The organism is Gordonia aquimaris (genome assembly GCF_026262595.1).
GTDB classification, from domain to species: domain Bacteria; phylum Actinomycetota; class Actinomycetes; order Mycobacteriales; family Mycobacteriaceae; genus Gordonia; species Gordonia tangerina.
Genome location: NZ_JAPKFM010000015.1, coordinates 1 through 14,435, shown reverse-complemented (window position 1 = coordinate 14,435; position 14,435 = coordinate 1). Strand labels below are relative to the sequence as shown.

Below are 14,435 nucleotides of genomic sequence, written 5' to 3'. Positions count from 1 at the left end.
GCCCGCGAGGAACGAGCGGGCGTCACGAAGGGCCGAACGAAAGACTTCCACGTCTCCAGCGGGCGTGGATATGCAAGGAACAAACAAGGAACAAGGATGCCTCCCAAGAAGAAGAAGCTCGCCGGCATCATCAAGCTCCAGATCCAGGCAGGTGCGGCCAACCCGGCTCCGCCCGTGGGTCCGGCGCTCGGTCAGCACGGCGTGAACATCATGGAGTTCTGCAAGGCGTACAACGCGGCGACCGAGTCGCAGCGTGGCAACGTCATCCCGGTCGAGATCTCGGTCTACGAAGACCGTTCGTTCGACTTCAAGCTGAAGACCCCGCCGGCCGCCAAGCTGCTGCTCAAGGCCGCCGGTCTGCAGAAGGGCTCGGGCGAGCCGCACACCAAGAAGGTCGGCAAGGTCTCGATGGATCAGATCCGCGAGATCGCCAAGACCAAGCAGGAAGACCTCAACGCCACTGACATCGACCAGGCCGCGAAGATCATCGCCGGTACTGCTCGGTCGATGGGCATCACGGTCGACGGCTGATCTCGCTGGATCTCGATACGCTGCTCGCCTAGCGGCTCGCAGCTACTCGATCAGCAGGGATTCTCGATACTCGATCGGCAGGGATTCTCGATACTCGATCGGCAGGGATTCGCTCTACTCGGTCAGCAGAGAAGAACACCGCGTGGGAGGGCCGGCTCGGCCCACTAACCACCAACCCGAATCAATTCACGGAGAAAGAACAGAGCAATGGCACAGAAGAGCAAGGCCTACCGCGCCGCCGCGGAACAGGTCGATCGCGACAAGCTGTACAGCCCGCTGGAAGCTGCACAGCTTGCCAAGGACACGTCGTCGAAGAACACCGATGCGACCGTCGAGGTCGCCATGCGCCTGGGCGTCGACCCGCGCAAGGCCGACCAGATGGTCCGCGGCACCGTCAACCTGCCCAACGGCACCGGTAAGACCGCCCGCGTGATCGTGTTCGCCGCCGGCGACAAGGCCGCCGAGGCCACCGCCGCGGGCGCCGACGAGGTGGGCGCCGAGGACCTGATCGAGAAGATCCAGGGCGGCTGGCTGGAGTTCGACGCCGCGATCGCCACCCCGGACCAGATGGCCAAGGTCGGCCGCATCGCACGTGTCCTCGGACCGCGTGGCCTCATGCCGAACCCGAAGACGGGCACCGTGACCACCGACGTCACGAAGGCCGTCAACGACATCAAGGGCGGCAAGATCACCTTCCGCGTCGACAAGGCGTCGAACCTGCACTTCGTCATCGGCAAGGCGTCGTTCGACACCGAGAAGCTGGCGGAGAACTACGGCGCAGCGTTCGACGAGATCATGCGCGCGAAGCCGTCGGCTGCGAAGGGCCGCTACATCAAGAAGATCACCGTCTCCACCAACACCGGCCCGGGCATCCCGGTCGACCCGGCGGTGACGCGTAACTTCACCGAGGCGCCGCAGGCCTGACGCCACGACGTCACCACGAAACCCCCGACTGTTCGTCGGGGGTTTCGTGCTGTCTGGGTCGTCTCCGGTGCAGATCGGGGGCGGGGCGTGAATAATCGCGGGGAGGACGACCCACGAGACCAGGCGGTGACTTGATGGACGTACGACCGACAAAGCTGGCGATCATCGGAGCGGGGGCGGTCGGTACCGCTGTCGCCTATGCGTCATTGATCCGCGGCGTCGCGCGGACGGTGGCGCTTATGGACATCAACACCTCCAAGGTGACCGCCGAGGTGCTCGACATGTCACACGGCCTCGAGTTCATCCCGCGCGCAGACATCATCGGCGACGACGACGTGTCGGTGTGCGCCGACGCCGACGTCGTCGTCTTCACCGCGGGCGCGAAGCAGAAGCCTGGGCAGTCGCGGCTCGAACTGGCCGAGGCGACCATCGGGCTGACCAAGAAGATCATGCCCGGGGTGCTCGAGGTGGCGCCGAATGCGGTCTACATCATGGTCACCAACCCGGTCGACATCGTCACCTATGCGGCGTTGAAGTTCAGCGGCCTACCGAACAACCAGGTGTTCGGGTCCGGCACGGTGCTCGACTCGTCGCGATTGCGCTTCCTCATCGCGCAGCACTGCGACGTCGCCGTGCAGAATGTGCACGCCTACATCGTCGGCGAGCACGGGGACACCGAGATTCCGCTGTGGAGTTCGGCCACCATCGGCGGTGTGCCGCTGACGCATTGGAAGCCGCTATCGGGCGGGGAACCGATCGACGCGGCGGCCCGCGAGCGCATCCAGCACGAGGTGGTGCACGCCGCCTACAAGATCATCGAGGGCAAGGGCGCCACCAACTACGCCATCGGACTCGCGGCGACCCGCATCGTCGAGGCAGTGCTGAACAACGAGCACCGGGTATTGCCGGTGTCGACGGTGGCGCAAGGTTATGAAGGGCTCGACGATGTGTGTCTGTCGCTACCGACCATCGTCGATCGCGGCGGGGCGCAGACACGCCTCGAGATGCCGCTGTCCGACGAGGAACGTGCGGGGCTGATGGCATCGGCCGAGACCTTGCGGGGGATGCAGGCGAAGTTCGGCCTCTGACGGCGATCGCCTGTACGCCGTTCGGAGTAACCGCGCACGGATTGGCCGAGATCAGGTCACCGCGGTGACTATCCTCGAGCCGTTCGACGACGACGGTGAGATGAGGTCTGGTCATGCGGTGTTCGCGGAGAACGGTGGCGGGGATGCTCGGTGCTGCGGCGATGGCGGTCGCGCCGCTGGCGGTTGCGGCGCCCGCACAGGCGGTCACCGTCTACAGCAATTGCGACGAACTCAACGTCGACTATCCGCACGGTGTCGGCCAGCCGGGTGCGGTCGATCACACGTCGGGTACGCCGGTCACCGACTTCGCCATTGATCAAGCGGTATACGACGCGAACAAGTCCGGGCGCGATCGCGACAAGGACGGCATCGCCTGCGAGCAACACTGACTCGCGTGCAGAATTGAGCGGTGTTCACCCCGTGCGAAGACGAGAATCGTCGACTGCTGCGGGCCCGTGACGCCATCGACCGTCACTACGCCGAGCCGCTCGACGTGCCGACGCTGGCCCGGATCGCGGTGATGTCACCGGCACATTTCAGCCGACGGTTCCGAACTGTGTTCGGCGAGACGCCGCACCGGTATCTGCAGCGCCGTCGGATCGAGCGGGCGTGTGCCCTCCTTCGGGAGGGATCGCTGTCGGTCACCGACGTCGGGTTGGCGGTCGGTTACGACAGTCTCGGCACCTTCAGTCGGACCTTCGCCTCGATCATCGGGCGCAGCCCGAGCGTCTACCGGTCGGCGTGGTCCGGAGTTGCGGGCGTGACGTCGGCGCAGGTGCCGGCCTGCTTTGTGCGCGCCTGGACGAGACCGGCTGCGTTGAGCAGTTTCGGAGAAGCGTCGGCGCCGACCTCGTCCGTAGTGTCACCGCCATGATCAACGGCATCAGCATCCATTCCGTCTATGTCCTCGATCAGGACGCCGCCCTCGACTTCTACGTCGGCACGCTGGGATTTACCGTCGACACCGACGTCGACATGGGTTTCATGCGATGGCTGACCGTCGCCCTGCCCGCACAGCCGGACCGGTTGATCCTACTGGAGAAGCCGAGTCCGCCTGCGTTGTCGGAACAGGCCGCGGCCAGGGTGCGCGAACTGGTGGCGCTGGGTGCGATGCCGGTGACCATCCTGTCCACCGACGACTGCCGCGGTACCTACGCCGACCTCGCGGCCAAGGGCGTCGAGTTCACCCAGGAACCCATGGACCAGCCCTACGGCATCGACTGCGCGTTCCGCGACCCGTTCGGAAACCAGCTCCGGATGACGCAGCCTCCCGCGCAGGAGCGACCCATCACCGACGAGGACATCGCCCGCTGGGCGCCGTGACGGTCCAGCAGGCCGGGCAGGTGATCCCGCCACTCTGCGCAAGTTCCGGGGGAGCTGCGGATTTCGGGGGGACGAACAAAAAAGTGGAACCGAATGAGGCGCTGGATAGTCTCATATATATGCGCGACGACAAGCTGCTCACCAAGATCGCGGCCCTGCTCCGGCAGGCCGAGGGCACCGACAACCCGCATGAGGCCGAGACCTTCATGCAGGCGGCGCAACGGTTGGCGACCGCGGCGTCGATCGACCTCGCCGTGGCCCGGTCGCACGACCCGGCGGGGCGCAAGTCGACCGTTCCGGTCTCCCGGCAGATCGCGATCGGGGAGAAGGGCAAGCGTGGTTTGCGGACCTATGTCCAGCTGTTCGTGGCGATCGCACGCGCCAACGACGTCACTGTCGACGTCGCGGGCAATTCGACGTTCGTACTCGCCTACGGATTCGCCGACGACATCGACACCTGCGAAACCCTCTACACGTCGCTGGTGGTGCAGATGGTGGCGGCCAGCGACGCCTACCTCCGGTCGGGTGCTTACAAGGGGGAGGAATTCTCCCGAGTGGTCACCCGTGGCAGTGGGTGGCGCAGCCGCAAGGTGATAGAAACCAAGCCACTGTCACCGATCACCGCGCGTCTGAACTTCCAGTCCGCTTTCGCCGAACGGATCGGCAAGCGGCTCAACGAGGCCCGGGAGCAGGCGCGCGCCGACGCGCTGAGTGCCGATCCCGACGAGGCGACCCGGCCGTCGTCCACCGCGGTGGCTTTGCGGGACAAGGAGATCGAGGTCTCCGATTTCTATCGCAGCGAGTCCAAGGCGCGCGGCACGTGGCAACCGTCGAGCGCCTCGGCGGGCTATTCGGAGGCCGCGCGTAGAGCGGGAGATCGGGCGGGTCGGCGGGCCAGGATCGGCGCCGACCGCGAATTCGGTGGAACGCGGGGCGCGTTGGAGTGAGTGGCTCAGTCGTCCGACGCCGGGCCGGGCTGTGCCTCGATCAGGTCGTCGAGGGCCTCCGGGCGCGGTGGGTACGGTCGGGGCGCGCCGAAGTGGCGACGAATCCACGCGCCGACGGGGCCCTGGTCGCAGGTCAGCGAGTGCGTCACGATGGTGCAGACCACCACGATGCCGGCGAAGAAGAACAGCCAGCTGATCGCGGCGAACACCAGTCCGAGGGTGCCGAAATGCTGGGTGGTCTCGCTCATGATGGTCGGCAGCGCGATGCGGGTGCCCACCAGGAAGACGGTGATGAATGCGCCGGTCACCACTCCGTTGAGGGCGAGCAGACGCATGGGCACCTGACCGGACACCAACAGCCGGGGCAGCAAGGTGAACATGAGCGACCAGATCACGAACGTGGCGGCCACCTCGAGGATCACGCCGACGACACCGTAGGCCCCGAACGTGATCCCGGTGAAGTTGATGCCGTGCAGGTTCGCCGAAAAGCCCTGGGCGACAACCCCGACGGGAAGCAGGAGGATCACCACCACCCAGCGCCACCAGCCGGACAACGGCAGTTTGGTGACCTGCCAGATCGACGTGTACATCCGGCCCATGGCCCGCGACAGCGATGTCGCGCCACCGATCACCATCAACGCACCCAGCAAACCGAAGGCGGTCACCGAGTCGGGTGCCGTCGTATCGGCGACATCGACCTGATCGGTGTTGATGCCCAGGTCGCCGAGGGCGTCGGTGACGAGATCGTTGTCAGGGAAGGCCGCCAGCAGGATCACCATCGGCAACACCGCGGTGAAGGCCTGCGCGGCCAGCGTCATCGCGCGGTCGGTGATGTCGTTGACTGCGAGGTCGCGCAGAACCCGCAGCACCAGGCCTGCGCCGGGGACGGCGAGTGCGCGTTCGGTGACGGTGGCCGTGCGCGCCCGGACCCGGGTGCCCAGCGATGGAGAGCTCACCGCCCACACCTCCGTTCCGCGCGGCCGGGTGACATCGGGTCCGCCGGTCAGATGGTAGTTCGTCGGGGCCGCTGGCGACCGGTGGGCCGACCGGAGACGCGGTGACCGGCCAGTCGGGGCACACCCCCCGCGACGTCGGTCGGGCGCGTTTCTACGCCGCGGAGCGGCTCGTGCTCGGCATGTTCGACCGGGCGGGATCGAACCGCACCGTGCAGCTGGCGGGCACTGAACTCACCCTGCCGGCCGAGGCCCGATTCGCCTCGGTGGAGTCGGTGCGCGACCACGTGATCCGGGTCCTCGACCTGCCCGGGGTGCGGGAGCGGTTCGATCGGGCGAGCCAACCGGTCACGGTCCGCGAACGGCGCGGGCACCGCTCCGCGCACTACGAGTCGATGTCGGGGCAGGTGCCCCAGATCGCGATCCCGTCGGCGACCGGGGGACGCTGGGCGTTGCGCGAACTCGTCGTCCTGCACGAGATCGCCCATCACCTCGACGACCCGGCCACCCCGGCACACGGCCGGAGTTTCGCGATCACGCTGACCGATCTCGTCGGACTCGTGCTGGGGCCCGAGGCCGGGCTCGTCTATCGCGTTGTGCTCTCCGACAGCGACGTGCTGTGACGCTCGCCGAAGCCGGCGTCGAGCACGTCGACGGCGCGCTCGAGCTGGGTCCACAGCGAGCCGTCGGCACCCTCGCGGAACCACTGCTCGATGCCGACGGTGAGCGCGTCGGCCACGCAACGCCCCTGGATGCGGGCGGTCAGCGGTGCGGTGCCGGCGGCCGCGATCGCATCCCCTAGGGCGGTGCCGATCGAGGCGACCAGCTCGGCCAGCGCGGCGCGTAGCTCACGGTCGGAGTCGATGATGCGTAGCTTGCGGACCGCCAGGTGCATCGCCGCGTCGTCGACCGCGACGTCGGCCTCGCGCAGCGCCAACCGGATCGCGTCGAGCACCGGCCGGGACCGCACGAGCTCGCCGAAGGCGGCGATCGCCACCTCATCCATCTCGTCGTAGAGCACCACGCCCTGTTTGCTACCGAAGTACCGGTAGACCGACCGTTCGCCGACCTCGGCCGCCTGCGCGATCTCGGTCATCGTGACCGAGCCGTAGCCACGTTCGTCGAACAGGTCCAGCGCGACTCGCTGGATGTGCGCCATGGCGCGGACGCGGTTGCGGGAGCGCAGATCGTGCTGAGGGGATCGGTCCATCGGGTTCCTTCTGTCTGCCACCTACCGTACAGTCACTGCCAAGTGGCGGGCACTGCCAATTGGAGGTCGGAGATGGATCTGGTCGTCGATGTCGAGGGGTTGACCAAGTCGTTCGGGCGCGCGCGTGCGCTCGATGGCCTGGATCTGGCCGTGCAGCCGGGCCGTGTGCACGGCTTTCTCGGTCCCAACGGGGCCGGCAAGTCGACCACCATCCGGACCGTGCTCGGGCTGATCCGCGCCGACACGGGCCGGGTGCGGCTGTTCGGTGCCGACCCGTGGTCGGATGCGGTGCGGCTGCACCGCCGGATGGCCTATGTCCCCGGTGACGTCGCGCTGTGGCCGGATCTGACCGGTGGCGAATGCATCGACATCCTGGCCGCCGGCGGCGCGGGTCTGGACGAACGCCGTCGAGCGGACTTCGTCGAGCGCTTCTCTCTCGACCAGAGCAAGAAGGTCGACGAATACTCCAAGGGCAACCGGCAGAAGGTCGCGCTCATCGCCGCGCTCGCGTCGGATGCGGAGTTCCTCATCTTCGATGAACCGACCTCGGGTCTGGATCCGCTGATGGAAGAGGTGTTCCAGGAGGCCGTTCGTGAGCGGGTCACCGCGGGCGCAACGGTGCTGCTGTCGAGCCACATCCTCGCCGAGGTGGAGGCCCTGAGCGACGAGGTCACCATCATCCGCGACGGAAAGACGGTGCGCTCGGGGGGTCTCGACGAACTGCGGCGCGGATCGCGCACGCACGTGCAGGCGCGGACGCGGCGTCGCCCCGACGGCCTGGGCACCCTCGACGACGTGGTGCACTTGCAGGTCACCGAGTCCGGCGGTCATCAAGCGGACGCCGGCATCGACGTTCGCTTCGACGTCGGCAGCGCCTCGCTGGAGTCCGCGCTCGATGCGGTGCTGGCTGCGGGCGTCACCTCGATCACGGTGCGCCCACCCAGCCTCGACGAACTGTTCCTGAGCTCTTACAGCGCCACCGGCGACACCGCAGACGCACCGTCATGACCGCCACACTCGACACGCGCCCGCACGCCCCCACCCCACGAGTCCCGGGCGGCGGCGTCGGGGCGATGCTGCGGCTGCAGGCGCGCACCGGATGGAAGGTGTATCTCGCGTGGGTCGCCGGCCTGATCGCGGGATATGCCGCCACGATCGTCGCGATCGACGGGCTCTACGGCACCCCCGAACTGCTGGCCACCTACGGTGCCGCGGTCGGTGACGATGCCGCCATCGCAGCCATCAACGGGACCCCGTACGGCGCCGACACGCTAGGCGGTGTGGCCGCCAACGAGTTCGCGTTCATCGCCGCGATCGCCTTCCCGCTGATGGCGACGCACCTCGTGGTGCGGTTCACCCGCGCCCCGGAGGAGTCCGGCCTGCTCGAACTGATGCGGTCCCGATCGGTCGCCTCGTGGGCACCGCATGTGGCGGCCGTCATCGGGTCGATCGTCGCTTTCGGGTTGGTGGCGGCCGGTATGTTCGTCACCCTGCTCGCCGAAGGGGTGCCCGCCGAACGCGGGCTGCTCTACGTGCTGTCACTGTTCGGGCTCGGCGCAGTCTGGACCGGGCTCGCACTGTGTGCGGCGCAATGGTTACGCCGCGCGCGTCGCGTCTACACCGTCAGTCTGATCCTGTTGGGACTGGCATATGCGGCCCGTGCCATCGGCGACGTCGGCGACAACGCGTGGAAGTGGTTGTCGCCGTTGGCCTGGCAGCAGGAGACCCGGCCCTTCGCCGACGACATGCGATGGTGGCCGTTGCTGCTGGCCGCGGCGGTCGCCGCGGTGCTGATCGCGTTCGGCGTGCGGAGCTCGGCCACCCGGGACCTCGGTTCCGGTCTGGTGGCCGCGCGTCCCGGTCCGGTGCGGGCCACCGAGCACAAGCGGTCGATCCCGTTGCGGGCGATCGGAGAGCACCGCGGAGCGATCATCGGCTGGACCATCGGGGGTCTGGCCGTGGCGGTGATCTTCGGCAGTCTGGCCCAGCAAGTCGCCGACGCGGTGGCCGGCAATCCGCAGATCGCACAGGCCTTCGGTGCCGACGACGACTCGCACGGCATCGACACCTACCTCTCGTTGACGATGCTCATCCTCGCGCTGATGGCCGCCGGATACGTGATCACCGCAATCGGTCGCCTGCGCGGCGACGAGCGCACCGGGCTGTTGGAAGTCGTGCTGGCCCAGGCGGTGTCGCGGGTGCAGTGGATCGGCACACAGCTGGCGGTGATCCTGGTCGGGCTGGTGCTGGTGCTGCTGGTGCCGAGCGTGGGGCTCGGTGCGGCGGTCGCGGTGCAGGTCGACGATGCGGGCGAGATCGGCCACAACCTGCTGGCCGGGCTCGCCTATCTGCCGGCGGTGGCCGTCTTCGCCGCGGTGTCGGTGGCACTGTTCGGCTGGCTGCCACGGGCGCAACCGGCCGTGTGGGGGCTGCTCGGGTACGCCACCTTCATCGGGTTTCTCGGCGGCAGTCTCGACTGGCCGGAGTGGCTCCTGCGGATCTCGCCGCTCTACGCGGTGGGGGCGGTACCGGCCGCCGATGCGTCGGGTACCGCCGTCGTGGTGCTCACGGTGCTCACCGTGGCTCTGCTGGCCGCTGGGGTGATCGGTTTCCGACGGCGCGACGTGCCACATCCGTGACACGCCGCCCGCCGGGACGTCGGTGAACCCGGGTTGTTACAACTGCCCGCCCGCGCAGAACGTCAGGTAGCTCGGGTGGCGCGGATCGAGGACGAGGCGCTGGCGGCGGCCACGGGCCTTGATCAGGTCGGGCACCACGGTGAGATACCGGGGGAAGCTGGCCGCGTACACATCGACCCGCAGCCGGTGGCCGGTGTCGAGGATGGCGTCGGTCGGCACCAGGTCGACATCGATGCGCACCGGTTCGTCGGCAGGAACCGGCAGCTTGCGCTTGTACGACAGGTAGTGATGCGCCGACAGCAGGCTACCGTCGGCGGCGTAGGTCGACTTCGATTCGTCGAGCGCCCGATTCGACGCCGACAAAGCGCCGTTGGTCAGCACCGTCGATGTCCCGTCGGGGGCGACGTCGTTCACCGTCACCGCCCAGATCGCCTCGTGGGCGGTGGTGGCCACGTTGAGCCGCAGGTTCATCGGTCCGCTGATAGTGGTGGGTTCGGCGACCGGCTCGGTGCTGAACGAGAGCCCGCCGCGTTCCTGATACCGGGCATCGACGGTGAACGTCGGTCCCAACGCCATCGCCGCGCCCGCGGTCACCTGGGTCATGTCCCGCGACATCGCGCCACGGATGTCGGCGCGCACGTGCAGCGACGTGAGATGGTCGACGGGTTCGTGGCTCAGCGTGCCGTCGTGCACTGCATGCTCGGCCGAGCCCGACGGACTGTTGTGCAGGTAGAGACGCTGCGTGCGCACCCCGGCCCGCGGGAAACTGTGCCCGGAGGTCCACGAACCGCCCTGCTGCAGCATGGTCACCGGGCCGTAGTACTCGACCCCGTTGCGGTGTCCCTTCAGCCACCGGTCGAACCAGGCGCGTTCGAGGACGTCGAGCCGTGGTGGCGAGCTCTTGCCGCCATAGCCCGATCCGACGTCGAGGTGGTAGCCGTCGCCGACCAGCATCTGCTTGCGGCCCGGCTCCATCTGTAGCCGTTCATAGATCCCGGTTGCGCTGCGTCCGAACAGGTCGTGCCAGGCGCCGACGGTGAAGGTGGGCACCTCGATGCGGTCGACCTGCGGATCGCGTTCGTCGAAGTAGGGATCGTCGAAGATGCGGTCGTCGCGGGCGGTGAGGAATCCCCACAGTAGCGATCCGATCTCGGTGGCCGGTGACTTGATGCGGTCGCGCGCCCATCGCGCGGTGTCGCCGCGCAGGAGGTCGCGGATGGGACTCGATGGATTGGGCACCCATTTGAGCAGGTTCACCGCCGACAACCAGGTCGGGATGAACGCCGACGGCATGCCGCCGGTGATGTAGATGTCGCGGACGATGTCGTCGCAGCCCTCCACGGCGAAGACGGCCTTCAACGCGGCGGGGCGTTTGTCGGCGGCCTGCAACGAGTTGATCGCCGAGTACGACCATCCGGCGAGGCCGACGGTGCCGTCGCACCAGTCCTGCTCAGATGTCCAGTCGATGATCTCCACCGAATCCTGTTGTTCGCGCTCACCCAGGATCTGCCACTTGCCCTGGCTGGCGCCGGTGCCACGGACGTCGACGATGACCTGGACGTAGCCGCTACGCACCAGGTTGCGGTTGATGCCGAAGACGTCGAAGACGCCGCCGGACAGCGTCTTGGTGAGGGTGGTCAGCCCTTCCAGGCCAGTCCCGCCGGCGTCGATGGAGGCCGACGCGGTGCGCAGCGCCTTGCCGAGCAGCGGGGCGTGCAGCGTGTGGTCGAGGGCGTCGACGGCCAGCCGGTTGTAGGGGTTGATGTTGATGACAGCCGGATACGGGGTCAGCACGGTCTGACCGAAGCGGTTGGCCGGACGCACGACGGTTGCCCGCAGCCGGACTCCGTCGGACATGGTGAGCACGACGTCGCGCCGGATGGACACCCGCGGATAGAGAGGCTTCCCGTCAACCTGCTCACGCCACCGGATGGCGTCGGCGCCACCCGTGGGATCGCCGAGCGGAAGGGAACCGAAATGCGGTGCCCCGAGCCGCCCGGTCCGGGGCCGCGCCGGTTGTACGGTCTGTTCTGGCTGGTCCAACCGGTACGTCATGGTGCATCACCCTGCCTCCGGCGTGATGCACCCCCGATGTCCCGCGGGCATCATCGCCTGCTCGTCGTCGACACCTGCTGTGTGCCGAACGACGAGGTGAGACCCACACCACTGGTGTGGCGTTCGTCACCTCGCCGGACGAGAATAGCTCAGCGCTGATATCGGATCGCTAACTAGGGTGCGTCGGTTTCATCATGCTCGGATGCGTTGAGTGTCACCGCTGCCGCCGCCTCGAGGACCATCCAGCCCGACAGCTGCACCGACAGGTCACGTTCCGGAATCTGCGACGACCGTACCGATCCGGCGCTGAACTGCGATTTTCGTCCCTCATCGCGTGGCGGGTGGGCCTGCTGACGCCAGTCGGGGCCGAATACCGGGCCCTGATCGGTGTCGTGGCGGTGCGTCCAGGCGGCCGCGGCGCTGGTGGTCACGATCGCTGCGGCCCGCGAGCGGATTGCGTCGCCGTCGGCGGAATCCGGCAGATCGGTGGCGATCAACGCGAGATTGCGGGCGAGGATGCCGGCGAACAGTCCGCCGTCCCCGCCGCCGGCGCCGGGGATTACCCCGTCGTCGCACACGTGGTTCTCGACGGCATGCAGCAGGCGGTCGAGCCGCTCGCGATGCACCGCGTCGCCGGTGCGGCGCAGCAGCTCCAGTTCGCTACCCAGCACCACGCCCTGGCAATAGGTGTAGACGTCGGGCACCAGACGGCGGGGGCTGTCGGCCAGCGCGGGGTGAACGCCGTCGAGGATCAGCCCGGTGGTGTCGTCGACGAGGTTGACATCCATCCAGTCGGCCATCTCGACGGCCCGGTCGACATGTCCCGTACGGGCCAGCAGGATGGCGGCCGGCCCGTTGGCCGGGGCATTGAAGAACAGGTCCATCGTGCGCCACGGGATGCCGCCACCGAGGTGTGGCACCCACGCGTCGTACACGCGCGACGTCAGGGTGCGAAGGGCCGCGTCGCGAGACACCCCCAGATGACGATCCGCGCGCTCGAGTGCGAGGCCGAGCCAGGCCATGTCGTCGAAGTAGTTGTTGGTCCATCGACCGAAGTTTCGCGCGACGATGCCGCGCAGCAGGCGTTGCGCGTCGTCGGCGAGGGCCGTGGGGCGGTGGATGGCCGCATCGACGAGCAGGTCGACGAGGTGCGCCTGCCACCAGTAATGCCATCGCCCCAGCGCACCTGGGAACATCGACGACGGCCAGGCGATCGCAGCCAGCCGGGTGCCGGGAAGACACGCGAATCGTTTCAGGTGGCGGGCTCCGATTGCCTCGGCGGCGGTGCCCGCCCGGCCATTCGCGGTGGCCTCGGTCGGCTCGTGGGGCCTGCCTGCGCCGTTGGATTTGGATGCATCGACCACAGTCGGGTAACCTACTCGCTTGGTGTGGCACACAACCGTGTGCCGTATCGGTTCAACCAGAGACCGTCGGTCATCGGGTACTCCCGATCGAAGGTCCGGCTCACGTCACCGTGGTGGCGACAGGGTCGGCGGCCCACGCAGGGAGAACGAGGAATGACGGTGCCAACGTGCGCCGATTCACGCCCCGGACCTCTGCGTGCCGGGGCGTTTGTCGTATCTGCACGACAATCTTTCCCGCCTCTTCGGCTCCGGTTGGGTCTGAACCCAACTCTAGTGATGAGAGAGGAGGCGAAGTATGGCCAAGTCCGAAAAGGTCGCCGCTGTTGCGGAGATCGCCGAGCAGTTCAAGGGCTCATCGGCAGCGGTGGTCACGGAATACCGTGGTCTGTCCGTCAGCCAGATCACCGAACTGCGACGTTCGCTCGGTGAGGGCGCAACCTACTCCGTCGCCAAGAACACCCTCGTGAAGCGTGCCGCTGCCGAAGCGGGCGTGGAGGGACTCGACGAGCTGTTCAGCGGTCCGACCGCCATCGCCTTCATCGAAGGCGAGCCGGTGACGGCCGCAAAGGCGATCAAGAACTTCGCCAAGGACAACAAAGCACTCGTGGTCAAGGGCGGGTACATGGACGGCCGTGCGCTGTCCATCGGCGAGATCGAACAGATCGCCGACCTGGAGACCCGAGAGGTGCTGTTGGCCAAGCTCGCCGGTGCCATGAAGGGCAACTTGGCAAAGGCCGCCGGACTGTTCAACCAGCCGGCCTCGCAGGTGGCGCGTCTTGCCGCTGCTCTGCAGGAGAAGAAGAACGAAGCCGGCGAGACCGAATAGTTCGGCCCCGCTGCACACAAGCAATCCCCGATCCGTACGGGGATGAACCAACCCCCGTACGGGGACTGACAGGAAGGACGCCACCATGGCGAAGCTCACCGCTGACGAGCTCATCGATCAGTTCAAGGAACTGACCCTGCTGGAGCTCAGCGATTTCGTGAAGAAGTTCGAAGAGGTCTTCGAGGTCACCGCTGCGGCTCCGGTCGCCGTCGCCGCTGCCGGTGCCCCGGCTGCCGGTGGTGCCGCTGAGGCTGCCGCCGAGCAGGACGAGTTCGACGTTGTGCTCGAGGGCGCGGGCGACAAGAAGATCCAGGTCATCAAGGTGGTCCGTGAGATCGTCTCCGGCCTGGGCCTGAAGGAAGCCAAGGACCTCGTCGAGGGCGCTCCGAAGGCTCTCCTGGAGAAGGTCGACAAGGAAGCCGCCGACGCTGCCAAGGCCAAGCTCGAAGAGGCCGGTGCTTCGGTTTCGGTCAAGTAAGACCTCCCTGCCCGATCTCGTAGTACCAACCGCGCAAAAATCGCCGGTTGGTACTACAGATCGAGAGGATACAGCGGCCCGTGGGACATTTTGTCCC

Annotated in this window: 16 protein-coding genes; 12 read left to right on the top strand and 4 right to left on the bottom strand. The window is 67.4% G+C overall.

Going from position 1 to position 14,435, the window contains the following annotated elements; translation table 11 throughout:
• Positions 1 to 96 precede the first annotated feature (96 nt).
• The 7 genes from rplK to OSB52_RS14510 all read left to right on the top strand — a co-directional run bounded on the left by rplK (position 97) and on the right by OSB52_RS14510 (position 4,813).
• Positions 97 to 531: a 50S ribosomal protein L11 gene (rplK, locus tag OSB52_RS14540; protein WP_235723449.1), complete on the top strand. Its 435-nt coding sequence runs from the start codon at positions 97 to 99 to the stop codon at positions 529 to 531.
• Between the two features lie 207 nt (positions 532 to 738).
• The gene (gene rplA, locus OSB52_RS14535; protein ID WP_235723450.1) at positions 739 to 1,455 is read left to right on the top strand and encodes a 50S ribosomal protein L1; all 717 of its coding nucleotides are present in this window, start codon (positions 739 to 741) and stop codon (positions 1,453 to 1,455) included.
• A 134-nt stretch (positions 1,456 to 1,589) separates the two neighbouring features.
• Positions 1,590 to 2,543, top strand: a complete 954-nt coding sequence (locus OSB52_RS14530) for an L-lactate dehydrogenase (protein ID WP_266062416.1) — start codon at positions 1,590 to 1,592, stop codon at positions 2,541 to 2,543.
• 113 nt (positions 2,544 to 2,656) lie between these two features.
• Positions 2,657 to 2,932 carry an excalibur calcium-binding domain-containing protein gene (locus OSB52_RS14525; RefSeq protein ID WP_235723452.1) on the top strand — a complete coding sequence of 92 codons (276 nt, stop codon included), beginning with the start codon at positions 2,657 to 2,659 and terminating at the stop codon, positions 2,930 to 2,932.
• A 20-nt stretch (positions 2,933 to 2,952) separates the two neighbouring features.
• Positions 2,953 to 3,417 (top strand): helix-turn-helix domain-containing protein, encoded by a 465-nt coding sequence (locus OSB52_RS14520; RefSeq protein WP_266062415.1) that lies wholly within the window; start codon positions 2,953 to 2,955, stop codon positions 3,415 to 3,417.
• Positions 3,414 to 3,866 (top strand): VOC family protein, encoded by a 453-nt coding sequence (locus OSB52_RS14515; protein WP_235723454.1) that lies wholly within the window; start codon positions 3,414 to 3,416, stop codon positions 3,864 to 3,866. The genes OSB52_RS14520 and OSB52_RS14515 overlap by 4 nt, the downstream gene beginning before the upstream one ends.
• Before the next feature lie 119 nt (positions 3,867 to 3,985).
• Positions 3,986 to 4,813, top strand: a complete 828-nt coding sequence (locus OSB52_RS14510) for a DUF2786 domain-containing protein (protein WP_266062414.1) — start codon at positions 3,986 to 3,988, stop codon at positions 4,811 to 4,813.
• A 5-nt stretch (positions 4,814 to 4,818) separates the two neighbouring features.
• Here OSB52_RS14510 and OSB52_RS14505 read toward each other — a convergent pair whose 3' ends face one another.
• On the bottom strand, positions 4,819 to 5,769 hold the full coding sequence (locus OSB52_RS14505; protein ID WP_235723456.1) for a YhjD/YihY/BrkB family envelope integrity protein: 951 nt from the start codon (positions 5,767 to 5,769) through the stop codon (positions 4,819 to 4,821).
• A gap of 179 nt (positions 5,770 to 5,948) precedes the next feature.
• Between OSB52_RS14505 and OSB52_RS14500 the strand changes: the two genes are divergently transcribed.
• Positions 5,949 to 6,389, top strand: coding sequence for a TIGR04338 family metallohydrolase (locus tag OSB52_RS14500; RefSeq protein WP_235723589.1), 441 nt, complete (start codon positions 5,949 to 5,951; stop codon positions 6,387 to 6,389).
• On the opposite strand, the gene OSB52_RS14495 is transcribed toward OSB52_RS14500, so the two are convergent.
• A complete protein-coding gene (locus tag OSB52_RS14495; RefSeq protein WP_235723457.1) occupies positions 6,353 to 6,976 on the bottom strand; it encodes a TetR/AcrR family transcriptional regulator in 624 nt (207 codons plus the stop codon). The genes OSB52_RS14500 and OSB52_RS14495 overlap by 37 nt on opposite strands.
• Before the next feature lie 72 nt (positions 6,977 to 7,048).
• On the opposite strand from OSB52_RS14495, the gene OSB52_RS14490 reads away from it, so the two are divergent.
• Both OSB52_RS14490 and OSB52_RS14485 read left to right on the top strand, forming a co-directional pair.
• Positions 7,049 to 7,984: an ABC transporter ATP-binding protein gene (locus OSB52_RS14490; protein WP_235723458.1), complete on the top strand. Its 936-nt coding sequence runs from the start codon at positions 7,049 to 7,051 to the stop codon at positions 7,982 to 7,984.
• Positions 7,981 to 9,615: an ABC transporter permease gene (locus tag OSB52_RS14485; RefSeq protein WP_266062410.1), complete on the top strand. Its 1,635-nt coding sequence runs from the start codon at positions 7,981 to 7,983 to the stop codon at positions 9,613 to 9,615. Before OSB52_RS14490 ends, OSB52_RS14485 begins: the two co-directional genes overlap by 4 nt.
• A 36-nt stretch (positions 9,616 to 9,651) precedes the next feature.
• Here the strand turns inward: OSB52_RS14485 and OSB52_RS14480 are convergent, their stop codons facing one another.
• Both OSB52_RS14480 and OSB52_RS14475 read right to left on the bottom strand, forming a co-directional pair.
• Complete coding sequence (locus OSB52_RS14480) at positions 9,652 to 11,670, bottom strand: CocE/NonD family hydrolase (protein ID WP_266062408.1); 2,019 nt, start codon at positions 11,668 to 11,670, stop codon at positions 9,652 to 9,654.
• A gap of 173 nt (positions 11,671 to 11,843) precedes the next feature.
• Positions 11,844 to 13,034, bottom strand: coding sequence for a glycoside hydrolase family 76 protein (locus OSB52_RS14475; RefSeq protein WP_372512436.1), 1,191 nt, complete (start codon positions 13,032 to 13,034; stop codon positions 11,844 to 11,846).
• Positions 13,035 to 13,329: 295 nt separating this feature from the next.
• Here OSB52_RS14475 and rplJ point away from each other — a divergent pair, with 295 nt between their 5' ends.
• Positions 13,330 to 13,860, top strand: a complete 531-nt coding sequence (gene rplJ / locus OSB52_RS14470) for a 50S ribosomal protein L10 (RefSeq protein WP_235723461.1) — start codon at positions 13,330 to 13,332, stop codon at positions 13,858 to 13,860.
• Between the two features lie 85 nt (positions 13,861 to 13,945).
• Entirely contained in the window at positions 13,946 to 14,338 is a 393-nt protein-coding gene (gene rplL, locus OSB52_RS14465) for a 50S ribosomal protein L7/L12 (RefSeq protein WP_235723462.1), read from the top strand.
• The last annotated feature ends 97 nt before the right edge of the window (positions 14,339 to 14,435 follow it).